At 69.4% G+C, this 21,674-nt stretch carries 23 protein-coding genes, 1 tRNA gene and 1 pseudogene; 6 read left to right on the top strand and 19 right to left on the bottom strand.

The features are described 5' to 3' along the window. Positions 1-7: 7 nt before the first annotated feature. The gene (locus WDU99_RS02745; RefSeq protein WP_337330908.1) at positions 8-298 is read right to left on the bottom strand and encodes a hypothetical protein; all 291 of its coding nucleotides are present in this window, start codon (positions 296-298) and stop codon (positions 8-10) included. Positions 299-372: 74 nt separating this feature from the next. Here WDU99_RS02745 and WDU99_RS02740 point away from each other — a divergent pair, with 74 nt between their 5' ends. Then, positions 373-759 carry a DUF4307 domain-containing protein gene (locus tag WDU99_RS02740; protein ID WP_337330907.1) on the top strand — a complete coding sequence of 129 codons (387 nt, stop codon included), beginning with the start codon at positions 373-375 and terminating at the stop codon, positions 757-759. Between the two features lie 119 nt (positions 760-878). Next, positions 879-1,367 (top strand): transcription elongation factor GreA, encoded by a 489-nt coding sequence (gene greA / locus WDU99_RS02735; protein ID WP_337330906.1) that lies wholly within the window; start codon positions 879-881, stop codon positions 1,365-1,367. A gap of 101 nt (positions 1,368-1,468) precedes the next feature. On the opposite strand, the gene ilvA is transcribed toward greA, so the two are convergent. After that, on the bottom strand, positions 1,469-2,698 hold the full coding sequence (gene ilvA / locus WDU99_RS02730; RefSeq protein WP_337330905.1) for a threonine ammonia-lyase: 1,230 nt from the start codon (positions 2,696-2,698) through the stop codon (positions 1,469-1,471). After that, entirely contained in the window at positions 2,695-3,891 is a 1,197-nt protein-coding gene (locus WDU99_RS02725) for an AI-2E family transporter (RefSeq protein WP_337330904.1), read from the bottom strand. The genes ilvA and WDU99_RS02725 overlap by 4 nt, the downstream gene beginning before the upstream one ends. Positions 3,892-3,960: 69 nt before the next feature. Between WDU99_RS02725 and WDU99_RS02720 the strand changes: the two genes are divergently transcribed. Next, positions 3,961-5,232, top strand: coding sequence for a winged helix-turn-helix domain-containing protein (locus tag WDU99_RS02720; RefSeq protein ID WP_337330903.1), 1,272 nt, complete (start codon positions 3,961-3,963; stop codon positions 5,230-5,232). 22 nt (positions 5,233-5,254) lie between these two features. On the opposite strand, the gene WDU99_RS02715 is transcribed toward WDU99_RS02720, so the two are convergent. The 14 genes from WDU99_RS02715 to WDU99_RS02650 all read right to left on the bottom strand — a co-directional run bounded on the left by WDU99_RS02715 (position 5,255) and on the right by WDU99_RS02650 (position 18,211). Further along, positions 5,255-5,821 carry a LemA family protein gene (locus WDU99_RS02715; RefSeq protein WP_337330902.1) on the bottom strand — a complete coding sequence of 189 codons (567 nt, stop codon included), beginning with the start codon at positions 5,819-5,821 and terminating at the stop codon, positions 5,255-5,257. Between the two features lie 73 nt (positions 5,822-5,894). Beyond that, on the bottom strand, positions 5,895-7,208 hold the full coding sequence (locus WDU99_RS02710) for a D-arabinono-1,4-lactone oxidase (RefSeq protein ID WP_337330901.1): 1,314 nt from the start codon (positions 7,206-7,208) through the stop codon (positions 5,895-5,897). Further along, complete coding sequence (locus WDU99_RS02705; RefSeq protein WP_337331105.1) at positions 7,205-8,362, bottom strand: type III PLP-dependent enzyme domain-containing protein; 1,158 nt, start codon at positions 8,360-8,362, stop codon at positions 7,205-7,207. Before WDU99_RS02705 ends, WDU99_RS02710 begins: the two co-directional genes overlap by 4 nt. Positions 8,363-8,517: 155 nt before the next feature. Beyond that, complete coding sequence (gene msrA / locus WDU99_RS02700; RefSeq protein ID WP_337330900.1) at positions 8,518-9,063, bottom strand: peptide-methionine (S)-S-oxide reductase MsrA; 546 nt, start codon at positions 9,061-9,063, stop codon at positions 8,518-8,520. A 205-nt stretch (positions 9,064-9,268) separates the two neighbouring features. Further along, positions 9,269-9,341, bottom strand: a tRNA-Leu gene (locus WDU99_RS02695). An 89-nt stretch (positions 9,342-9,430) separates the two neighbouring features. Then, positions 9,431-10,978, bottom strand: a complete 1,548-nt coding sequence (locus tag WDU99_RS02690) for an NAD(P)/FAD-dependent oxidoreductase (protein ID WP_337330899.1) — start codon at positions 10,976-10,978, stop codon at positions 9,431-9,433. 20 nt (positions 10,979-10,998) lie between these two features. Then, positions 10,999-12,384 carry a S8 family serine peptidase gene (locus tag WDU99_RS02685; protein ID WP_337330898.1) on the bottom strand — a complete coding sequence of 462 codons (1,386 nt, stop codon included), beginning with the start codon at positions 12,382-12,384 and terminating at the stop codon, positions 10,999-11,001. Beyond that, positions 12,381-12,914 (bottom strand): DUF501 domain-containing protein, encoded by a 534-nt coding sequence (locus tag WDU99_RS02680; RefSeq protein WP_337330897.1) that lies wholly within the window; start codon positions 12,912-12,914, stop codon positions 12,381-12,383. The genes WDU99_RS02685 and WDU99_RS02680 overlap by 4 nt, the downstream gene beginning before the upstream one ends. A gap of 46 nt (positions 12,915-12,960) precedes the next feature. Beyond that, positions 12,961-13,503 (bottom strand): FtsB family cell division protein, encoded by a 543-nt coding sequence (locus WDU99_RS02675; RefSeq protein ID WP_337330896.1) that lies wholly within the window; start codon positions 13,501-13,503, stop codon positions 12,961-12,963. Positions 13,504-13,537: 34 nt separating this feature from the next. Beyond that, positions 13,538-14,818, bottom strand: a complete 1,281-nt coding sequence (gene eno, locus WDU99_RS02670; RefSeq protein WP_337330895.1) for a phosphopyruvate hydratase — start codon at positions 14,816-14,818, stop codon at positions 13,538-13,540. A gap of 201 nt (positions 14,819-15,019) precedes the next feature. Continuing rightward, positions 15,020-15,682, bottom strand: coding sequence for an O-methyltransferase (locus WDU99_RS02665; protein ID WP_337330894.1), 663 nt, complete (start codon positions 15,680-15,682; stop codon positions 15,020-15,022). A gap of 152 nt (positions 15,683-15,834) precedes the next feature. Next, entirely contained in the window at positions 15,835-16,800 is a 966-nt protein-coding gene (locus tag WDU99_RS02660) for a CPBP family intramembrane glutamic endopeptidase (protein ID WP_337331104.1), read from the bottom strand. 17 nt (positions 16,801-16,817) lie between these two features. Continuing rightward, positions 16,818-17,867 carry a DUF1648 domain-containing protein gene (locus tag WDU99_RS02655; protein ID WP_337330893.1) on the bottom strand — a complete coding sequence of 350 codons (1,050 nt, stop codon included), beginning with the start codon at positions 17,865-17,867 and terminating at the stop codon, positions 16,818-16,820. Further along, on the bottom strand, positions 17,864-18,211 hold the full coding sequence (locus WDU99_RS02650) for a GntR family transcriptional regulator (protein ID WP_337330892.1): 348 nt from the start codon (positions 18,209-18,211) through the stop codon (positions 17,864-17,866). Before WDU99_RS02650 ends, WDU99_RS02655 begins: the two co-directional genes overlap by 4 nt. A 117-nt stretch (positions 18,212-18,328) precedes the next feature. Between WDU99_RS02650 and WDU99_RS02645 the strand changes: the two genes are divergently transcribed. Both WDU99_RS02645 and WDU99_RS02640 read left to right on the top strand, forming a co-directional pair. Next, positions 18,329-18,802: a DUF4442 domain-containing protein gene (locus WDU99_RS02645; protein WP_337330891.1), complete on the top strand. Its 474-nt coding sequence runs from the start codon at positions 18,329-18,331 to the stop codon at positions 18,800-18,802. Positions 18,803-18,840: 38 nt separating this feature from the next. Beyond that, on the top strand, positions 18,841-20,097 hold the full coding sequence (locus WDU99_RS02640; RefSeq protein WP_337330890.1) for an APC family permease: 1,257 nt from the start codon (positions 18,841-18,843) through the stop codon (positions 20,095-20,097). Here WDU99_RS02640 and WDU99_RS02635 read toward each other — a convergent pair. Both WDU99_RS02635 and WDU99_RS02630 read right to left on the bottom strand, forming a co-directional pair. After that, positions 20,079-20,849, bottom strand: coding sequence for an AraC family transcriptional regulator (locus WDU99_RS02635; protein ID WP_337330889.1), 771 nt, complete (start codon positions 20,847-20,849; stop codon positions 20,079-20,081). The genes WDU99_RS02640 and WDU99_RS02635 overlap by 19 nt on opposite strands. A gap of 10 nt (positions 20,850-20,859) precedes the next feature. Next, positions 20,860-20,976: pseudogene (locus tag WDU99_RS02630) on the bottom strand (IS5/IS1182 family transposase); the annotation flags it as partial. Between the two features lie 131 nt (positions 20,977-21,107). Here WDU99_RS02630 and WDU99_RS02625 point away from each other — a divergent pair. Then, positions 21,108-21,659 (top strand): matrixin family metalloprotease, encoded by a 552-nt coding sequence (locus WDU99_RS02625; RefSeq protein WP_337330888.1) that lies wholly within the window; start codon positions 21,108-21,110, stop codon positions 21,657-21,659. Positions 21,660-21,674 lie beyond the last annotated feature (15 nt).

Below are 21,674 nucleotides of genomic sequence, written 5' to 3'. Positions count from 1 at the left end.
CGCGCCGTCAGGCGCGCGGCGGCCCGTCCGCGCCGGCGTCGCCGCGGACGTCGCCGTCCCCGCCCTCGCCGGCGTCGCCATCGCCGCGAGCGGCCGCCTCTTCAGCATCCAACTGCTCGCGCACCTCTTCGCGGTAGCGCACCCGACGGATGCGACGGTTCATGTCCCAGATGAGCAGGATCACGGCGATCACGATCACCACGACGATCGCGAACCCCGCGAAGCCCGGCGTCACCGAGTCCGGATCCACCGTCATCGAGGGGGTGGGCATCGGGGTCTGCTCACCGAACAGGATCATGGGTCCGCCTCTTCTCCGCAGGTCGAATATCCTGGGAGTACCAGCCTATCCGCCACTCGACCCGCAGGAGACCCGTGACCACCGCACGCGAGCTCGACGAGCGCTACGGCCGCACCGGTCGCCGTCCCCTGCCGTGGATCATCGGCGGTGTGCTGGCGGTCGCCGTGGTCGTGTTCTTCGGATGGACCACGGTGGCGAAGCAGATGAACGCGGTGGATGCCGCCGATCTCGGCTTCACGGTCGTCGACGCCCACAGCGTGGAGCTGAGCTTCCAGTTCACCGCGCCGCGCGGCCAGGACGTCGCCTGCGCACTCGAAGCGCTCGATGTCGAGTTCGGCGTGGTCGGCTGGAAGATCGTCGAGATCGCCGCCAGCGATGAGCACACTCAGGCGATGCGGGTCAGCATCCCGACCGTCGCCGAGGCGACCACGGGTTTGGTGAAGTCCTGCTGGGTCGCCTAGAATCATCCGCAGATGACCGACGCCCCGGCCCTGCCGGGGCGTCTTGCCATATCCCCGGGCATCGGATGATGTCCCGACTCTCCCAAGCCCCCGCGGGGGCCCGCACAAAGGAGCACGCTGTGTCCACAGACGCTCAGGTACCGTTCCTCACCCAGGAGGCCTACGACCGCCTCGCCGAAGAGCTCGAGCACCTCTCGACCATCGGCCGTGATGAGATCGCTGCACGCATCGAGGCGGCGCGCGAAGAGGGCGACCTCAAGGAGAACGGCGGCTACCACGCCGCGAAGGACGAGCAGGGCAAGCAGGAGGCGCGCATCCGCACGCTGCAGCAGCTGCTGAAGACCGCGAAGGTCGGCGCAGCGCCCGCGAGCCGCGGCATCGTCGAACCGGGCACCGTCGTGACGGCGCTCGTCGCCGGCGATGAAGAGGTCTTCCTGCTGGGCAGCCGCGAGATCACCGCGAGCGGCGACCTCGACGTGTACAGCGAGGCGAGCCCGCTGGGTCAGGCGATCATCGGGCTCAAGATCGGCGCGAAGTCGAGCTACGAAGCACCCAACGGCCGTTCGATCGCGGTCGAGATCGTCGGTGTGGAGACCTACACGGGCTGACCCGCACCCCGCAGACGCAACGGCGGGATGCTGTCCATCGGACAGCATCCCGCCGTTCTCTGTTCGGCCCGCGCGGGCATCCGCCCCTCGTCGGCACCTGCTCAGTCGGGCATCACGGACGGTTCGTACCCGGCCGCGCGCAGCGCGTCGAAAGCCATCTGGGTGTGCTCGGGGCCGCGCGTCTCGATCGACAGCTGCAGGATCATCTCGCTGATCTGCAGGCCGTGGCCGTGTCGCGTGTGCAGCACTTCCATCACGTTGGCGCCGACCTGCGCAAGGATCTCCGACACCTTCGCGAGCTGACCGGGGCGGTCGGGCAGCGGGATGCGCACCGTCGCGTAGCGCCCGGATGCGGCCAGACCGTGTGCGACCACCCGCTGCAGCAGCATCGGATCGATGTTGCCACCAGAGAGAACGGGCACCGTCGGGCCTGCGGCGGTGATCTTGCCGGCGAGGATCGCCGCGACGCCGACCGCGCCGGCCGGCTCGACGACGACTTTCGCGTGCTCGAGCAGCACCAGTATCGCCCGGGCGATGTCGTCCTCCGAGACGGTCACGACGTCGTCGACGAGGTCGCGGATGATCTCGAACGGCACACCCCCTGGCTCGGCGACGAGGATGCCGTCGGCGATCGTCGGCTGCGTCTGGATCTCGATCGGATGCCCGGCGGCGAGCGACGGCGGCATGGCCGCCGCCCGCTCGGACTGCACGCCGATGACCCGCACCGTGCGCCCCGCTTCGGCCGCGGCCTGCTTGATGGCCGCGGCGACGCCCGCGATCAGCCCGCCACCGCCGATGCCCATCACCACCGTGTCGACATCGGGGATGTCATCGATGATCTCCAGGCCCAGCGTGCCCTGACCGATCACCACGTCGCGATGGTCGAACGGGTGGATCAGCACGGCCCCTGTGCGCTCGGCGAATTCGGCGGCCAACCGCAGCGAGGTCGCGACGGTGTCGCCCTCCAGCACGACCTCCGCTCCGTAGCCGCGCGTGGCCAGCAGCTTCGGCACCGGCACGCCCAGAGGCATGAAGATCGTGGCCGCGATGCCCAGCGACTGGGCGGCGAGCGCGACGCCCTGGGCATGGTTTCCGGCGGAGGCCGCCACCACGCCGCGCTTGCGCTCTTCGGCGGTCAGCTGCGCGAGGCGGTACGTGGCCCCCCGGATCTTGAACGAGCCTGTGCGCTGCAGGTTCTCCATCTTCAGCAGCACGGGTGCACCCAGCGTGTCGCTGAGGGCCCGCGAGAGCTCGGTCGGCGTGTGCGAGATGACGTCGGCGAGACTCTCGGATGCTGCTCTGAACTCGGCCAGGCTGGGGGCTGCGGTCATCGATTCCTCCTCGGCCGCTCGTGCGGCACTGTGCTCCAGATGAGATCTGCTCGGGGCTCTTCGCCGGTGCGCCACGCGCCGGTGCTGATCGTGACGGCGGCGACGTTGATGAAGGCGGCCAGCGGCACCGCGAACAGCGCGCCGGGGATGCCGGCGATCATCGCTCCACCGGCGACGACGAGCACGACGGCCAGCGGATGCACCTTGACCGCCGCACCCATCATGATCGGCTGCAGGATGTGTCCCTCGACCTGCTGCACCAGCAGCACGACTCCGAGCATCGCCAGCGCGATCCAGGGCCCGTTGTACACCAGCGCGAGGAACACCGCGATCGCGCCGGTGAGCACCGCACCGACGATCGGGATGAACGCACCGAGGAACACGAGCACCGCGACGGGGATGGCCAGCGGAACCCCGAGCAGCGCGGCGCCTGCGCCGATGCCCACCGCGTCGATCGCGGCGACGAACAGCTGCGTGCGCGCGTAGTTGACGACGGTGTCCCAGCCGTTGTTCGCGGCGGCGTCGACGGCGGGCCGTGCGCGGCGGGGGAAGATCTTCAGCGCCCAGCGCCAGATTCCGCCGCCATCGGCGAGCAGGCAGATCAGGATGAACACGGCCAGCAGCAGGCCGGTGACGATGTGCGCCGCGGTGCCCGTGACTGCTCCGGCGGCGTTCCACAGCAGCGACGCCTGCTCGGACAGCAGATCGAGACCCTGCTGGATGAACTCGTCGATCTGCTTCTCGGTGAGGTGCAGAGGACCTTCGAGCAGGAAGGTGCGCAGCTGATCGAGAGCCTCCTGCGTCTTGAGCTGCACGTCGGGCAGCTGCTGCCGGACCTGCCAGATGACCAGCCAGAACAGCCCGACCACGATGCCGAGGGTGCCGCCGAGCGCGATGGTGATCGCCAGCCAGCGGGGGAAACGGGCGCGCAGCATGAGCTGGAAGCCCGGCCACAGCAGCGCGGTGACGAGGATGCCCACCATGAGCGGGATGACCAGCAGCTTGAGCAGCATCACCAGCCAGATGAACAGGGCGACCGCCCCGGCGATGACCAGGAGTCGCCACGAGTACGCCGCCGTGACCCTGAGCGGTCTCGGCACGGCCTCGTCGGTCTCGATCTGCACCGTGCGGTGGGTGGACGGCGGATCGCTGCGGAACGGATTGCGGAACCTCGGTCTGGGGTTGTCGCTCATCATGCAATTCTACGTATCGGCACATCACCGGCACGGAATGATGTCGGATGCTGTCGATAGCCTGTGCGGATGACCCGCAAGAAGAGCTCGACGCTGAGTGCGGCCGAGGCGCGCCGGATCACGCTCGCCGCACAGGGATTCTCACGTCGGATGCCCGATGCCGTGGTGCCGCGGCACCTGCACCGCTCGATGGAGCGCCTTGGCGTGCTGCAGATCGACTCGGTGAACGTGTTCGCCCGCTCGCACTACATGCCGATGTTCTCGCGCCTGGGCGCGTACACGCCGACGCTGCTCGACCGAATGTTCCTGTCGCGCACCACCCACTACGTCGAGTACCTGGCGCACGAGGCGACGTTCATGCCGGTGGCCGACTGGCCGCTGTGGGACTTCCGCATGCGCGCCTGGCAGCAACGGGAGTCGAAACCCGGTGCATGGGGGCACGAGCATTCGCGCACCCTCGACTGGGTGCGCGCCGAACTGCGCGACCGGGGACCGCTGCGCCCGGCCGATCTGCGCGACGATGCGCCCCGCGAGCGGGGCTCGTGGTGGGACTGGGACGAGGCGAAGGTGGCGCTCGAGCACCTCTGGCGCCGCGGCGAGGTGGCCATCGCGGGCCGCAGCGGCTTCGAGCGGCGCTACGGCCTGGCCGAGCAGATCATCCCCAGCGATGTGCTGGCCACCAGCATCAGCGAACGCGACGCGGTCCGCGAGCTCGTGCGTCGGGCATCCGCGTCCTACGGCGTCGCGACCATCGCCGATCTCAACGACTACTACCGCCTGCGCGACCAGGCGGCCGTGCGCTCGGCGGTCGACGAGCTCGTCGACGAGGGTGAGCTCGAACCCGTGACCGTGCGCGGCTGGGAGCGCGGTGGCCGCCCGCTGCCCGCCTGGCGGCACAGCAGTGCGTCACTCCCCCGCCGCATCGACCGCGCAGCGCTGCTGACGCCGTTCGACCCCGTGATCTGGTTCCGCGACCGCGCGCTGCGAGTGTTCGACCTCGACTACCGCATCGAGATCTACGTTCCGGCGGCGAAGCGCCGCTACGGCTACTACTCACTGCCGGTGCTGGTCGGCGACCGGATCGTCGCGCGCGTCGATCTGAAGGCCGATCGCGCGGCATCCACGCTTCAGGTGCAGTCCGCGTGGTGGGAGCCGCACGCCGACCGGCAGCACGACGACGCACGCATCGCCGAGGAGCTGGTGCGCGCGGCTCTGTGGCAGGCCCTGGAGCGCGTCAGCGTCTCGGGTTGGGGAGATGCCTCGGATGCCATCGCTCGTGCGCTGCACGGACGCGATACCCCGGTGGCCAGGCATCAGCATCCCCGCGAGGTCGCGAGCTGACGCTCAGCGTGTGCGCGGTCGGTCAGAACTGCACGCGGGGCGGCTCGGAGATCGCTCCGTCGTCTGCGACCTCGAAGAACTCGCGCTCGGTGAAGCCGAGACCGCGGGCGAACATGTTGTTCGGGAACACCTTGATCTTGGTGTTCAGCTCGCGCACGCCGCCGTTGTAGAAGCGGCGGGCCGCCTGGATCTTGTCCTCGGTGTCGACGAGCGAGTGCTGCAGCTGCAGGTAGTTCTGGCTGGCCTGCAGCTGGGGGTAGGCCTCGGCGACGGCGAACAGACTCCGCAGCGCCTGCTGCAGGTGCCCCTCCGCGACGCCCGCTTCAGCGGGCCCGCTGGCCGACAGCGTCTCGGCGCGCGCCCGGGTGACCCCCTCGAACACGGCCTTCTCGTGGGCGGCATAGCCGCGCACGGTCTCGATGAGGTTGGGGATGAGGTCGGCTCGACGCTTCAGCTGCACGGTGATGCCGCTCCATGCCTCATCGACGCGCACGTTCAACTGCACCAGCGAGTTGTACGTCGACCAGAGATAGATGCCGACGAGCACCAGCACGCCGACGACGATCAGTACCGGCCACAGCCATTCCATGCGGAGCCCCCTCTTGGATCGAGAACCATCCTATGTTGCGATCACTGCGCGTCACCTGGGCGAGCGACGGGAGTCAGCTGCCCAGCACGCGCTCGAGGTGACCGTTGCCGAAGAGCCTGTGCGGATCCATCCGGTCACGCAGCGCGACGAAATCGTCGAACCGCGGGTAGCGCTCGCGCAGCCGGTCGGCGTCGAGGCTGTGCAGCTTTCCCCAGTGCGGGCGGCCCTCAAAGCGCAGCATGATCTGCTCGACGGCGTCGAAGTACTCACGCGGATCGACGCGCCAGTAGCGGTGCACGGCGATGTAGGCGCTGTCTCGCCCAGAGGCGGTCGAGAGCCAGAGATCGTCGGATGCTGCGAAGCGCACCTCGACGGGGAACTCGATCGACCAGCCGCGTTCCGCGATCAGCTGCTGCAGTTCGCGGAATGCGGGCACCACGTTCTCTGCGGGAAGCGCGTACTCCATCTCGCGGAAGCGCACGGTGCGGCTCTGCGTGAGCACCGTGTGCGAGCGGTCGGTGTACTCGCGGTCGCCGGTCAGTGTCACGGCGAGACGGTTGAACGGCGGGGTGATGGCGGGCACGACCCGAGCCGCCGCGCAGGCCGCGCGGTACACGCCGTTGGAGAGCAGGGTCTCATCGACCCACTTCCCCACCGGTGAGAGCGGTCGGCGACGCGCCGACTCCGGCAGCCGGGTCTGCCGCTTGGTGAGGGCGACATCGGTGTGCGCGAACCAGTAGAACTCGAAGTGGTCGTGCTCCGCGGCGCGTTCGTGCACGGTGTCGAGCACCTCGTCGAGGGGTGCGGGCTCGTCGATCGCGTGCAGGGTGAAGGCCGGCACGCACTGCAGGGTGACCTCGACGATGATGCCGAGCGCCCCGAGTCCCACCGCCGCGGCGGGCAGCAGCTCGCTGTTGTGGGTCTCGTCGATGCGCAGGAACTCTCCGGCGGCGGTGATGAGCGTGACACCGCGCACCTGCGTGGCGATGCCGCCGAAGCCGCTGCCGGTGCCGTGGGTTCCGGTCGAGATCGCGCCGGTGATCGACTGCCGGTCGATGTCACCCAGGTTCTCCATCGCCAGTCCGTGCGGGCGCAGCAGCTCGGGGATGCGGTGCAGCCTGGTGCCCCCGAGCAGAGTGATCCGCCCGGCTGCGGCATCCACCGACACCACCCCCTGCAGGTCGTCGAGCTCGAGCAGCACACCCGGCGCGACCGCGATGCCGGTGAAGCTGTGGCCCGCCCCGACCGCCTTGATCGTGAGCCCCTGGTCGACGGCGGCCCGCACGGCGCGCTGCACGCCCTCCGGCGAGCGCGGGCGCTCGACGCGCACCGGACGCACACCGGCCGAACGGCCCCAGTTCTGCCAGGTTCCGCCGGGTCGTGTCATAGGAAGGCCTTTCCCTCGCCCCGGTACGTGGGGAGCTCGTCGACGACCGCGCCGTCGGCGACGAGGTGATAGGTGTTGATGCGCTCGGCGGGCTCGCCGCTCTTCGCATGCCGGAACCACACCCGGTCGCCGATCCTCAGATCACGGGCGGCATCACCACGCAGCGGCGTCTGCACTTCGCCGGCCGCCTCGCGGGGCATGGTGCGCAGTCCGGACGGCCAGACCGGTGCAGGCTGCCGTGAGGCCACCGCCGGTCCGGAGGCGATCCATCCACCGCCGAGCACCGTCGCGATGTCCGGCTCGGGCTTGCGCACGACGTCGAAGGCGAAGGCGCTGGCCGGAGCAGGAGTGAACGAGCGGTACCCGTCGAACAGGTGCCCGGCGAGCAGCCCGCTGCCCGCGGTCGCCTCGGAGAGCGATTCATCGCTGCCGGTGAACTCGAGCGAACCGGTGCCTCCACCGTTGAGGAACTCCAGCGGCGCGACGTCGCGCATCGCCTCGGCGATCTCGGCCCGCCGGCGACGCAGCTCGTCGCGCGAGCGTGCCTGCACCATGCGGATGATCGGGGCGTCGGCGCCGGCGGCATCCCCCTGCCCGGCGATCTGCGCTTCGTACATCTGCAGCCCGACCAGGCAGAACCCGGGTCGCCGTACGACCTGGCGGGCGAAGCCGGCGACGTCGGCGGCAGTGAACAGCGACGATCGACGGACGCCGATGTGCCCGAGCGCGGCCGAGCGCAGCGAGGCGTCGACGTCGATCGCCACACGCACCTCGGGTCGCGCGCCCGGAGCGGCGATCGAGTCGATGAGATCCAGGTGGGCGAGGTCGTCGATCATGAGGGTGATGCGGGATGCGAGTCGCTCGTCGGCCAGCAGCGTGGTGAGCCCTGCGGTATCGACCGTCGGATAGCCGAGAACGATGTCGTCGTGGTCCTCGGCGAGCCACAGCGCTTCGGCGAGGGTGAACGCGAGGATGCCGCGGTATCCGGGCAGCGCGAGCACAGCATCCAACACGGCGCGCACGCGCACCGACTTCGTCGCGACGCGGATCGGGATGCCCCCTGAGCGCACCAGCAGATCCACCGCGTTGTAGCGCAGCGCATCGCGCTCGATGACCGCCACCGGGGCGGGCAGATGCGCGGTCGCCTCGGTCAGCGAATGCCAGTAGCGCTCGGGGTGGCGCCATGCGCCGGGGTCGGACCGGTGGCCCCGGTCCGGTGCGGCGTGCGGGCTCTGATCAACAGTGAGGTCGAGCACCTCTCCACCCTAGGTCCAAGCAGACTGGGTGTCACGCGATGTGAGACCTTGGGTCACTGCTGTCGTGCCGGCAGCACCCAATCGGGACGGACGAAGTGGCAGGTGTAGCCGTTCGGGTAGGTGATCAGATAGTCCTGGTGCTCGGGCTCGGCCTCCCAGAAGGGCCCGGCCGGCTCGATCGTGGTCACAGCCCTCCCCGGCCACAGCCCGGAGGCGTCCACATCGGCGATGGTGTCGCGGGCGACCCGCTCCTGCTCGGGCGACAGCGGGAAGATCGCCGAGCGGTAGCTCGAACCGATGTCGTTGCCCTGCCTGTCGACCGTCGTCGGATCGTGCACCTGGAAGAAGAATGCCAGGATGTCGCGATACGTCGTGTGCGCCGGATCGAACACGATCTCGATCGCCTCAGCGTGCCCGGGGTGGTTGCGGTACGTCGCGTGATCGTTGTCGCCGCCGGTGTACCCGACCCGAGTGCCGCGCACGCCGGGCTGCTTGCGGATCAGGTCTTCCAGCCCCCAGAAGCAGCCGCCTGCCAGCACCGCCGTCTCGGTGCCCTCGCCGCGCGTGATCTCGCCGGTGTCCTGTGGTCCGCTGGTCATGGTGCCCTCCTTGCTGTCGACGTCTCGTGCCCCGACCCCCGCAGGCCGGCGTGGGCCCGAACCTGGGCCTCACCCAGTGTGGTCACTTCGTGCCCCCACTGGGATTCGAACCCGCCCCACCGGCTCTCCGCCCGCCGCTTCGCGTCGGTCGGAGCCTCGGCCGGCGTGGGCCCGAGTCTGGGCCTCACCCAGTGTGGTCACTTCGTGCCCCCACTGGGATTCGAACCCAGACTGAAGCGATTTTAAGTCGCCTGCCTCTGCCGTTGGGCTATAGGGGCCCACTGACCAAGCCTACGATGCGGCAGACCGGCCGGGACGCGAGAAGACCTGCACGAACACTCGTGCAGGTCTTCACGATGACCGTGGATCAGGCCTTGGCCTTCGCCGGCGCCTTCTTGGCCGGCGCCTTCACTTCGTCTCGCTCCGCTCGCTCAGTACGACGCTTCGCGGGCGCGTCGGTCTTCACGTCGTCCTTGACCGGCACGGCGGCCTCGGTCGGAACCGCCTCGGTCTTCGCCGGCTCGGCCTTGGCCGGAGCCGCCTTCGCGGGAGCCGCCGGGGCCGCCGCGGGAGCCGCCGGACGCGGACGCGCGGCGAACTCCTCGAAGACGTAGCGCGGGTTCTGCACGGTCTGCAGGTTCACGATGTCGCGACCCAGCCACAGGTTGTTCCACCAGCCCCACAGCACGCGCCACTTGCGCTCCCACGTCGGCATCGCCAGGCCGTGGTAGCCGCGGTGCGCGACCCAGGCGACGAAGCCCTTCAGCGCGATGTTGCCCGACTGGAACACGCCGTTGTAGAGGCCGAGACCGGCCACGGCGCCGAGGTTCTTGTGGAAGTAGTCCTTGGTGCCCTCACCGCGCAGCACGGCGACGAGGTTCTTGGCGAGCACCTTCGCCTGACGCACGGCGTGCTGGGCGTTGGGCACGCAGTAGCCGCCGACGCCGCCGCCCGACAGGTCGGGCACGGCCGAGACGTCGCCGGCCGCCCAGGCGCCCTCGACGGGTTCCTCGGCGGTGCCGACGCGCAGGTCGGCGCGGGTCTGGATGCGACCGCGCTCCTCGACGGGCAGATCGCCGCCGCGCACGACGGTCGGGTTCGCCATCACACCGGCGGTCCAGACGATCAGATCGGTCGGAATGACCTGGCCGGTCGAGAGCTCGACGTTGCCGCCGACAGCCCCGGTGACCTGGGTGTCGAGGTGAACGTTCGCTCCGCGCTTGGCGAGGTCCTTGAGCACCCACTCGCTGGTCTTCAGCGAGACCTCGGGCATGATGCGCCCCATCGCCTCGATGAGGTGGAAGTGCGTGTCTTCGAACGACAGCTGCGGGTACTTCGAGATCAGCGACGAGGCGAGCGAGCGCAGCTCGGCGAACGCCTCGATGCCGGCGAAGCCACCACCGACGACGACGGTCGTCAGCAGGCGGTCGCGCTCGGGACCGGCGGGCACCGAGGCCGCCTTGTCGAAGTTCGACATCAGCTTGTCGCGCACGGCGACGGCCTCTTCGATGGTCTTCAGCCCGATCGCGTTGTCGGCGATGCCGGGGATCGGGAAGGTGCGCGAGACGGCACCTGCCGTGACCACGATCTGGTCGTACTCGAACTCGTACGGGTCACCGACCGGCGGGGTGATGGTGGCGACCTTGTTCGCGTGGTCGATGCCGGTGATCTTCGCGGTGATCACGTTGGTGCGCTTCAGGTGGCGGCGGTGCGCGACGACGGCGTGACGGGCCTCGATCGAGCCGGCGGCCACCTCGGGCAGGAACGGCTGGTACGTCATGTACGGCAGCGGGTCCACCATCGTCACATCAGCCTCACCCTTGCGAAGGTGCTTCTCGAGCTTCCATGCGGTGTAGAAACCTGCGTAGCCTCCACCGACAATCAGAATGCGGGGTGCAGTGCTGTTCTGAGGCACAGGGGGACAACTCCTCGTCGTCAGGGGGTGGGAGTGCGTCGACCGCGCTCCGTTCGGATGCGCCGGGCAGCTGCGGTGACGCCAAGCGCTATCAGAATACCAGGCACCGTGAGTGCCAGCAGCGGCAGGGTACCGTACCGCAGTGAATCGGCGGTCGGCAGCAGAGGAGAGCCCGCCTCGGTGGGCGGTTCGGGCGGGGGCAGCGGGTCCACCGCGACCGGGGTGGACGGATCCTGCGGGGTCGGCTCCTCGGGGGCATCCGCGCGGCGGTACACCCGCACCCACTCCTCGAGGTCCCCCATCGGATTCTGCTTCACCCGCGGCACGGATGCCGTCACCGCGGCGTTCACGTCGAGCAGACCGTACCCGTACAGCGGGTCGGGCGTGCGCGTCATCTCGGGAACGGGCACGGCCGTCGCGATCAAACGGTTGATGACGTTGGCGGCGTCGAGGTCGGGGTGCGCGGCACGCACCAGCGCCGCCGCACCGGCTACGATCGGGGCCGCACCGCTGGTGCCCTCCCAGCCCACGATCTGACCGTCGGCGGAGAACCCGATCAGCGACTCGCTCGGAGCCATGATGCCGATCGTGATCCCCTGCGTCGACGCCCCGCGACTGGCCATGCCGGTCTGGTCGACACCGCCCACGGTGAGAACCCCCGGGATCGTGGCCGGAGCCCCGATGATCGAGGTGCCGCTGTCGCGGTTGCCGGCCGCGGCGATCACCACGACATCGTGCTCGTAGGCGTACAGGAAGGCCTCGTCCCAGCTGCGATCCCAGTCGAGGGTGTTCGTCGTGAACGAGAGGTTGATCACATCGGCGCCGTTGTCGACCGCCCACTTCATGCCCTCGGCGACCTGCTCGCTGAACGGCTTCGTCGCCGACGTGCCGGGGAAGCCGAGCGAGATCGACAGCAGATCCGCGCGCGGGGCGACCCCGATCATCCCGGTGCCGTCGGGCTTTCCGGGCGCTGCGGCGACCGACCCCACGAGCGTGCCGTGGCCGCGGTTGATCACGCCGATGGGCGTGCGTCCGTCTGCCGTGCCGGCACCGGACATATCGGTGCCGTCGACGACGGCATCCCCGAACGCGCCCCCCGCCTCGCCGATACCGGTGTCGAGCACCGCGATGGTGACGCCCTGCCCTCGCGTGACCCGCCAGGCGTCGCGGATCTTCGCGCCGTCCAGCCAGTACTCCTTGGCCCGGATCGGGTCGGTCGGATCGTCGGGGATCGGCAACGGGGTGGGCTCAGGGCTCTCCGCGCTGGTCGCGAAGGCGCTGGATGCTGACGCAGCCGCATCCGCATCAGCGGCGTCGCCACCGGCGGCCGGTGCCGCGCCGACCAGCACGGAGGCCGTCATCGCCGCGATCGCGGCGATGCCCGACAGCATCCGCCCTGTGGTCATCCCGCCGTGCTCCCCCGCGCCGCACCCGGGTTCGCGCACGCGCAGCGATCCGGCGACCAGCTCGACCTCGCCAGCGCCGCGTCGCCGATGGGGTTCACGCCGGAGCCCGCGGCGAGCGCGTGTCCGGCGAGGGCGTGCAGGCACTTCACCCGCGTGGGCATCCCGCCGGCCGAGATGCCGTCGATCTCGGGAACGTCGCCGAAGGCGGCCCGGTCGGCGAGATAGGCCTCGTGCGCACGCTGGTAGGCGGCGGCGACTTCGGCGTCCTCGTCGAGCAGCAGCGCCAGCTCGGGCATCACCTGGGTGGCTTCGAGCGTCGACATGGCAGCGGTCGCCGCAGGATGGGTCAGATAGTAGAACGTGGGGAAAGGCGTGCCGTCGGCGAGACGCGGTGCGGTCGCCACGACGGTGGGGTTGCCGCAGACGCAGCGGGCGGCGATGCCGACGACCCCGCGGGCGGTGCGCCCCAGCTGTTCCGAGACCACGTCGATCTCGGCGGCGGTCGGCGGCTCGTAAGGCGGTGTCGTCACCTGTCCAGGGTACGGGAGCGCGGCTGTGCGATGCCCCAGCGCGGGGTCAGCGCGTCGGCGTCTCGACGGCCGTCTGGGCCAGCCCTGCCGAGGCGATGCTGCGCAGCAGCTGCGGCATCCAATCCGCGCCACGCTGCTGCAGCTCGTCGCTGACCTCCTCCTGCTCCGGAGGCAGGTCGGCGGGGTCGAGGTCGAAGTCGACCAGGTAGGGCACCTGACCCGGCTTGACGTAGTACAGGCGCTCGCGCGCCTGGGTAGTGATGTAGGCGGGATCGTCCCATCGGGCCTGCTCGCGCTCGAGCTCGGCGATCTGATCCTCGGTCAGCTGCACCGAGTGCTCGAGGGCGGCGATCTTCTGCTTCTGCTCGAGGTAGGTGCCGATCGTGGGCACGAGCACCCAGGTGCCCAGCACCACCAGCGAGAGCATGATCGCCGCGAAGGCCGACAGCCGGATGCCACCGGCCCATTCCCGCACGTCGACGGCGCGCTCAGCGATGTGTGCCCGCGCGCCGCCCTCTGATCGCTTCCTGCGCGGCGGTGTCTCTTCACGCCCCGGGGACGACGAAGGGGGAGCCGGTCGTCGTGCCATGCTCCCCCTCCTTCGCGTATGTCAGTTCAGCTGATCAGCCCTTGAAGCGCGGGAAGGCCGACGCCCCCGCGAACACCGCGGCGTCGCCCAGGTCCTCCTCGATGCGCAGAAGCTGATTGTACTTCGCGACGCGCTCGCTGCGGGCGGGCGCACCGGTCTTGATCTGACCGGCGTTCGTCGCGACGGCGAGGTCGGCGATCGTGGTGTCTTCGGTCTCGCCCGAGCGGTGCGAGAGCATCGCGGTGTAGCCGGAGCGCTGAGCCAGGCTCACCGCGTCGAACGTCTCGGTGAGGGTGCCGATCTGGTTCACCTTCACCAGCAGCGAGTTGGCGACACCGCGGTTGATGCCGTCGGCGAGACGCGCCGGGTTGGTCACGAACAGGTCGTCGCCGACTAGCTGCACCTTGCCGCCCAGCGCCTCGGTGAGGAGCTTCCAGCCTGCCCAGTCGTCCTCGGCCAGCGCGTCCTCGATGGTCACGATCGGGAAGTCGCTGACCAGGCCCTGGTAGTACTCGATCAGCTCGGGACCGGTCCAGTCCTTATCGTCGAGGCGGTAGACGCCGTCGTTGAAGAACTCGGTGGCGGCGACGTCGAGGCCGAGGGCGATGTCCTTACCCGGGGTGAAGCCGGCCTTCTCGATCGCCTTGATGAGGAACTCGAGGCCCTCGCGGTTGCTGGGCAGGTCGGGGGCGAAGCCGCCCTCGTCGCCGAGACCGGTGGCGTAGCCGGCGGCCTTCAGCTCGCTGCGCAGCACGTGGTAGGTCTCGACGCCCCAGCGCAATGATTCAGAGTACGTGTCGGCGCCGATCGGGGCGAGGAAGAACTCCTGCATGTCGATGCCGTTGTCGGCGTGCTCGCCGCCGTTGATGACGTTGAACAGCGGGACGGGCAGCAGGTGCGCGTTCGGGCCGCCCAGGTAGCGGTACAGGGGCAGGTCGGCCGAGTCGGCGGCGGCCTTCGCGACGGCGAGGCTGACGCCGAGGATGGCGTTGGCGCCGACGCGCTTCTTGTTGTCGGTGCCGTCGACCTCGTTGAGGATCTCGTCGACGATGCGCTGCTCGCTGGCCTCGACGCCCTCGATCGCGGGGCCGAGCTCGTCGAGGACCGCCTCGACGGCCTTCAGCACGCCCTTGCCGCCGTAGCGACCCTTGTCGCCGTCGCGCAGTTCGTACGCCTCGAATGCACCGGTGGATGCACCGGACGGGACGGCGGCGCGCTGCACGATGCCGTCATCGAGGAGCACCTCCACCTCGACGGTCGGGTTTCCGCGCGAGTCGAGAATCTCGCGTGCGCCTACTGCCTCGATAAGTGCCACAGGTGTGCTCCTTGGTCAGAGAGGAAAGGGTGTGTGGAGCGACGTCGATCCGTCGCCAGTCTAACGCGGGCCGATTTCGGAGCCGAGCGCCGCGCGTCAAGGGAACGAATGCAGGTCGATCGGACGCTTGTGAGGCAACACGCCGAGGATTCGACCTGCAGGTGTTCAGACTCCCTGCATCCGTTCCCGGATCGGAAGGAGTCAGACGATGAGGGCGAGCGCGAAGCCGTCCCAGCCCTTGAGCCCCACGGTCTGCAGGGCGGTCGCGTCGAAGCGGGGGTCGTCCCCCAGCATCCGAAGTGCGTCCCTGGTGCCGATCACCATCGGGTCGGCGCTGTCGGCGTCGATGATGTCGCCGCTGCGACCGATGTTGTCGAGCACGACGACCGTGCCCGGATGCCCGAGTCGCGCCGCCCAGTCGAGGTAGATCGTGTTCGATTCCTTGTCGGCGTCGATGAAGACCAGATCGAAGCCGCCGACCAGGGTGGGCAGCACGTCGGCGGCGCGCCCGATGCGGATATCGACGCGCTCGCCCACGCCCGCCGCGTCGATGCTCGCGCGGGCGACAGCGGCATTGTCGGCCTCGGCCTCGATCGTGGTGACCCGTCCGGTCCCGCCGACGGCGCGGGCCATCCAGATCGTGGAGTACCCGCCGAGCGTGCCGATCTCGAGCACGCGCTGCGCACCGCTCATGCGGGTCAGCAGGTTCAGCAGCTTTCCGGCGACCGGTGCGACCTCGATCTCGGGCATCCCCGCCTTCCGCTGCGCGGCGAGCGCGTGTTCGAGGGCCGGATCGTGGCCGACGAGGGTCTCGGCGAGGTGGTCATCGGCGGCGCGCCAGTTCTGCGGTGTGGACTCGACCATGCTCTCAGCCAACCCGCCGCGATGCGCGGGGTCAAGACCCGGCCGGTATCCGCTGCCGAGTGACGCGCCGGCGCCCCTCCTGGCCGTCGACGCCCCTCCTCAGCAGCGTGATTGCGAGGGGGCGTGGACGACCAGAGGGGGCTTCGGGGGAATCAGGATGCCGGGGGCGTGAGTGCCCGGCGCGGACCGGCGAGCTCGGGCTGACGACGGATCTGACCGGTCAGCAGCAGCACCACGATCACGACGGCGCCGACGATCCATCCCGAGATGCCGAGCGCGGAGGCCAGCGCCGGGTCGAACGATGAACCCGCGGCGACGAACAGCAGCGGCAGGCCGGCGGATGCGTTGATCGCGCCATGGGCGAACACCGCCGGCCACACCGAGGCGCTGCGCAGGCGCAGCCAGCCGAGCAGCACACCCCACACGATGCATCCGCCGGTCATCAGCAGCACCCCGATGATGTCGGTGCGGCCGAAGTTGTAGCCGAGCAGGATCACCGGTGCGTGCCACAGTCCCCAGACCGCGCCGCTGATGAGCAGCGCCGGCCAGGTGCCGTACCGCCGCAGCGCCGGCACGAGAAATCCACGCCAGCCGAGCTCCTCGCCGAAGGCGGCCACGGCGTTGATCGTCGCCGCGGTGATCGGGATCATCACGAGCTGGACGGCGACGAGCAGCCACGGCGACGGCACCGGAACACCGGGCGGCAGGCTCGCGGCGACCTGCTGCTGGAAGCCGGACAGCCCGACGAAGTCGGCGCTCAGCCAGCCGAGCGCCACCGACAGGAACATGGCCGCGACGATCACGGCGACCGAGCCGAACAGGCCGATCACGCACAGCCAGATAACCTGCTTGGCAGGTCGCAGCGGCCACATCCCGAGGAACCGCAGCCGCTGCCCCTTCGGGATCGGGCGCATCGCGAAGAGCACGATCAGCACGGCCAGCGCCGGGGTGTACATCATCACCGGCAGCAGCAGCCCGGCGAACGGTGCCGCCAGTCCGTCGCCGAGCCACAGCGGCAGGGCGACCAGCCAGGCCAGCCCGAAGGCCAGCAGGATGAAGGCGACGATCGCCTGCAGTGGTACGACCGTTCGCGTGTCGCGGGGCTCTCCTGATGTCATGTTCACAGCATCCATCCTCATGCCTCCTGTCGATCGAGATACGCCTGCAGGGTGGCGGCACCCACCTCAGCGCCGTCCACGGTCACGATCAGCGCACCCTTGCCCCGCCGCTCGACCTCGATCGCGGCTCCCGTGCGCAGCACGATGCCGGTGCGGCCGTCGAGCCCGATGCGCCAGCCGAAGCCGCCGAACTCGCCGAAGGGGTGGCAGGTGATGGCGCGCACGGAGACGATCTCGTCGAGCGGCACCTGGATGCTCGGGAATCCGAGCTGAGAGCGCACGCTGAGTCCGTCGGCGCCGGCGCGCACGCGGAACGACATCGTCGCCGCCATCGCCAGGCCCACCACGATGAGCACCAGCAGGGGAACCCACACCATCTCGGGCGCCTGGAAGATCATCAGAGCCACGGTTCCGACCAGCAGCACTGCGGCGACGGCGAGCACGATCACCCCGCCGCGCGACATCGACGCGGTGGCCATCCAGACGACGCGCTCTCCCGCCGAGATGGATGCCAGGTGAGCAGGCTTGAGAGGAGCCGCGGGTGTCGGATGCACGTCGGGCTGCAGCACCCAGCCCGCCGCGGACAGCACCAGCAGCGCGCAGAACCCGCCGACCATCACCGGCCAGATGGGACCGGCCTGGGCCGCGTCGTCAAGCCCGCGCTGGACGGCGACGGACCCGGCGTTGATCACCGCGCTGAGTCCCGACAGGCCGAGCGACATCGCGCCGAGGAACCGTGCCGTCGCACCCCACTGCTGCCTGGCCATCGACAGCACGCTGATCACCATCAGCAGCGGCAGGCCCAGCCCGATGCCGACCGCCAGCCACAGATAGAGGGCTGCGGGTCCGAAGCCGTCGACACCGCCGACTCCCCAGTGGGTCGCAGCGGGGTCGGGCAGCTCGGGCATCCACATCGCGATCAGCGTCACGGCGATCGCCGTCGCGACGAGCGGAAGCACGAGACCGACGACGATCAGCGCGCGCCGGGCGCGACGCAGGTCGTCGACGGCCACCGCCGAGACGGATTGCTCGGATCTCTGTTCGCGGGAGTGGGCGCGGTCGTTCATGTCATCTCCTTGATGAGGGCGGCGATGGTGGCGGGTGTGACTCCGAGCTCGGAGCCTCGGCGCACGAGCGCGGCGATGTCGTCGGCGAGCGCCGTCAGCGGAGCCGCGGATGCCGACACGACAGCGCCACGGCCCCGGCGCAGGTCGATCAGCCCCTCGTCGCGCAGTTCCTGATAGGCGCGCAGCGCCGTGTGGACGTTCACGTCGGCGGCATCCGCGAGTTCACGCGCCGCGGGAAGGCGGTCACCGGGGCGGAGCCGCCCTGCCAGCACGTCGCCGCGGACGGACGCTGCGATCTGCTCGAACAGCGGCCGGGTGCTGTCCGGATCGATGCGGATGAGCATGGCTACCTCCTTACTCGCATTATTCTATTCACACTAGATCATCTAGTACAAGTAGATCAATTGTGGACGCCCACCAGTCGATGCGGCGAGGCGGACCGGCCCCGCAAGACTGGCGGCATGCGCATCACTCCCCGCCGTCTCGCCATCGGCATGAGCCTGTGGATCCCGAACCTGTGCAGCGGCATCCGTGTCCGCCGCTTCGCCGACGACTGGACGCACGCCACCGTCGAACTGCACGTGAACCTGTTCACCCGCAATTACGTGAAGACGGCCTTCGGCGGATCGATGTCGGCGATGACCGACCCGTACTTCTTCATGCTCGTGATGCACCAGCTCGGCCGTGACTACGTCGTCTGGGATACCCGCGGCGAGATCGAGTTCGTCAAGCCGGGCCGCGGTGTGCTCACCGCGCACTTCCACGTCTCCCCCGAGAAGGCGGCCGAACTGCGCGAACGCGCCCACGGCGGGGCGAAGGTGCTCGAATGGTTCGAGACCGAGATCAAGGACGCTGACGGCGATACCGTCGCCCGGGTGCGCCGTGAGGTCTACGTGCGCGAGAAGAAGCGGGTCACCGCGGCCCGCGACGCGTAGGACACCCACCGTTCACCGCACGGTGGCACGATGAGCGGATGCCCCTTGCGCGCCGCCTGAACCTCGCCGACGCCGTCGCCATCGGCCTCGGATCCATGATCGGCGCCGGAGTGTTCGCCGTGTGGTCGCCCGCTCTCGGGGTCGCCGGCTCCGGCATCCTCATCGCCCTCGCCATCGCCGCCGTCGTCGCGTTCTGCAACGCGACCTCGTCGGCGCAGCTCGCCGCCGTGCACCCCGTCGCCGGCGGCACGTACGCGTACGCCCGCGCCGAGATCGGCCCATGGTCGGGGTTCATCGCCGGATGGTGCTTCGTGATCGGCAAGATCGCCAGCTGCGCCGCGATGGCGATGACGTTCGCCGCCTACGCGGTGCCCGAGCAGTGGCGCACGCCGGTCGCCGTTCTCGCGGTAGCGGCCCTGGTGACGGTGAACTGCTTCGGCGTCACGCGCACGGCCCTGCTGACACGCATCCTCGTGGTGATCTCACTGATCGGTCTCGCGGTCGTCGTCACTGCGGGCTTCACGGCCGCGCCGACCGCATCGCCCACTCCCCTGCCGGATGCCACGGCCTACGGCGTGCTGCAGGGAGCCGGCCTGCTGTTCTTCGCCTTCGCCGGTTATGCGCGCATCGCGACCATGGGTGAGGAGGTCACCGACCCGGCCCGCACGATCCCGCGCGCGATCGTGCTGGCCCTGTCGGGCGCGGTGGTCGTGTACGTACTGATCGCCGTCGCGGTCACGCTGACGCTGGGCGCGGATGCCATCGGCAGCGCCCACCCGATCGCTGACGTCGTGACCGCCGCGGGATGGACAGGGCTTGAACCCGTGGTTCGGGTCGCCGCGGCCGCCGCCTCACTCGGGGCGCTGCTCGCCCTGCTGACCGGAATCGGCCGCACCACGCTCGCCATGGCTCGGGAGTCTGATCTGCCGCGGTTCCTGGCGCACATCGATGCGCGCTGGCAGGTGCCGCGCCGCGCCGAGATCGCGATCGGCCTGATCGTCATCGGGATCGTGCTCGTCGCCGACCTGCGCGGAGCGATCGGCTTCTCGTCGTTCGGGGTGCTGCTGTACTACCTGATCGCGAACGCCGCGGCGTTCCGCCAGACCGGCGAGGTGCGCCGGTACCCGCGGTTCCTGCAGGTCGTCGGTGCGCTCGGGTGCCTGCTGCTGGTCAACACCCTGCCGCTGGTCGCATCACTGATCGGCACGGGCGTGGTGCTGCTCGGCGTCGGCTATCGGATGCTGCGGCTGCGCGTCGCACGGGGGACGGAACACCCTCACAGGCGCTCCCGATAGCCGCTGGGCGGCATGCCCATCACCCTGCGGAAGTCCGCCGTCAGATGGGCGTGGTCGGCGTACCCGAGTTCTGCGGCGAGCGCGCTCAGATCACTGCCGGGGTCATCCCGCAGACGCTGCGCCGCCTCCTGCAGCCGTCGGCGGCGGATCATCGCCAGCGGCGGAAGCCCCACATACCGGTGCGCCATCCGCTGCAGCGTGCGCAGTGACATGGCGAGCCTGACGGCCGCCTGCTCGGCGGTGCGCACCGTGTCGTCGGTCATCAGCAGCTCCGCCATGTCGTTCGCCTGGCGGTCAGCATCCGAGATCCCGCCCTTCTGATGCACCAGCCAGCGCGAGACGATCTCGACGACCGCGGTGAGGCGATCGGGTCTGGCCATCGACGAGGTGACCTCCTCGACGAGCGCGGACGCCGGCAGCGAGACCTGCGCATCGCGCAGGTCGGCGGGCTGGTCGGTGAGCGCCGCGGCACCGGCCGGGCGCAGTAGCGCGCCGACCGCCCAGCCGCGGCCGGTGAGGTCGCGGTGGGTGGCCCTGGTTGTGGGGCCGACGAGCTGCGCCCCCTCGGGCGAGATCACCAGGTTCAGTGCGGGGTAGGCCACGACATCCTGTCGCGAGACCTCCCCCACCGGCAGGTCCCATTCGGGGATCCAGAACCACGCCACCAGCTCGGCCGCGGCGGGGGCCGGAGCCAGCCGGTGGAACTGCGGCATCCGATCAGGGAACAGCACCCCGCGTCGCGCGTCGATCACGTCTTCGACACTAGGCCATGTCTCCTATTAGGGGGGCCCAGGTGAGGTCGGCGTGGAGGACTGCGGCTGCGCGGTAGCTGATGGCGAGTTTGTCGTAGCGGGTGGCGATGCCGCGCCATTGCTTGACGAGCGCGGAGGAGGATTTTACGTGAGTCAAGTCGGGTCATTGACAACAGCCTCCATCGTGGCCAGTATGGCGCAGACAGGAGGCCGTTTGGCTCTAGCCATGAAGACAATGAAGTGGATTGGTGGTCCGAGATGCAGACATCGACAGGAAGACCGGGGCACCCTCGCGGCATCGCCCTCGTCACCACGGCACTGCTGGTGCTCGCAGTCATCATGTTCCCAGGGCCTGCGATGGCGTACGTGAAGACCGGCTGCTATTGGCCGAACAGCCCGGTTACGTGGAATCGAGCGGTAACCGGGAACTACGCCACAGCTGCGAATGCCGCGGCTGCGTCATGGAGCTCGTCAACCGATATAGACATGACCATGTCCTACGCTTCCAACCTCAAGGCATCATCCAAGAACAAGGGAGCCGATGGATACGACGGTTACGCGGTGTGGAACTGCCCGATCCTGAATGTCTCGATCTCGGCCGAGTGGTGGTTCAACACTCACTACACAAGCGGCATGGCCGTCAACAAACTGAAGGCGATTGCCGTTCACGAATTCGGACACACACTCGGACTAAACCACGTGACCATGAACATGCAGATGATGTACAACTGTCCAGCGTGTGTGTATAACAACTTTGGCTACTACACCCCGCAGAGCGACGACAAAGCCGGCATGAACTCGATTTATTAGATCACAAGGAGGACA

It is taken from the genome of Microbacterium bandirmense, assembly GCF_037204185.1.
In the GTDB taxonomy this organism is placed as follows: Bacteria; Actinomycetota; Actinomycetes; order Actinomycetales; family Microbacteriaceae; genus Microbacterium; species Microbacterium bandirmense.
This window is presented reverse-complemented; position numbering and strand designations above follow the sequence as displayed.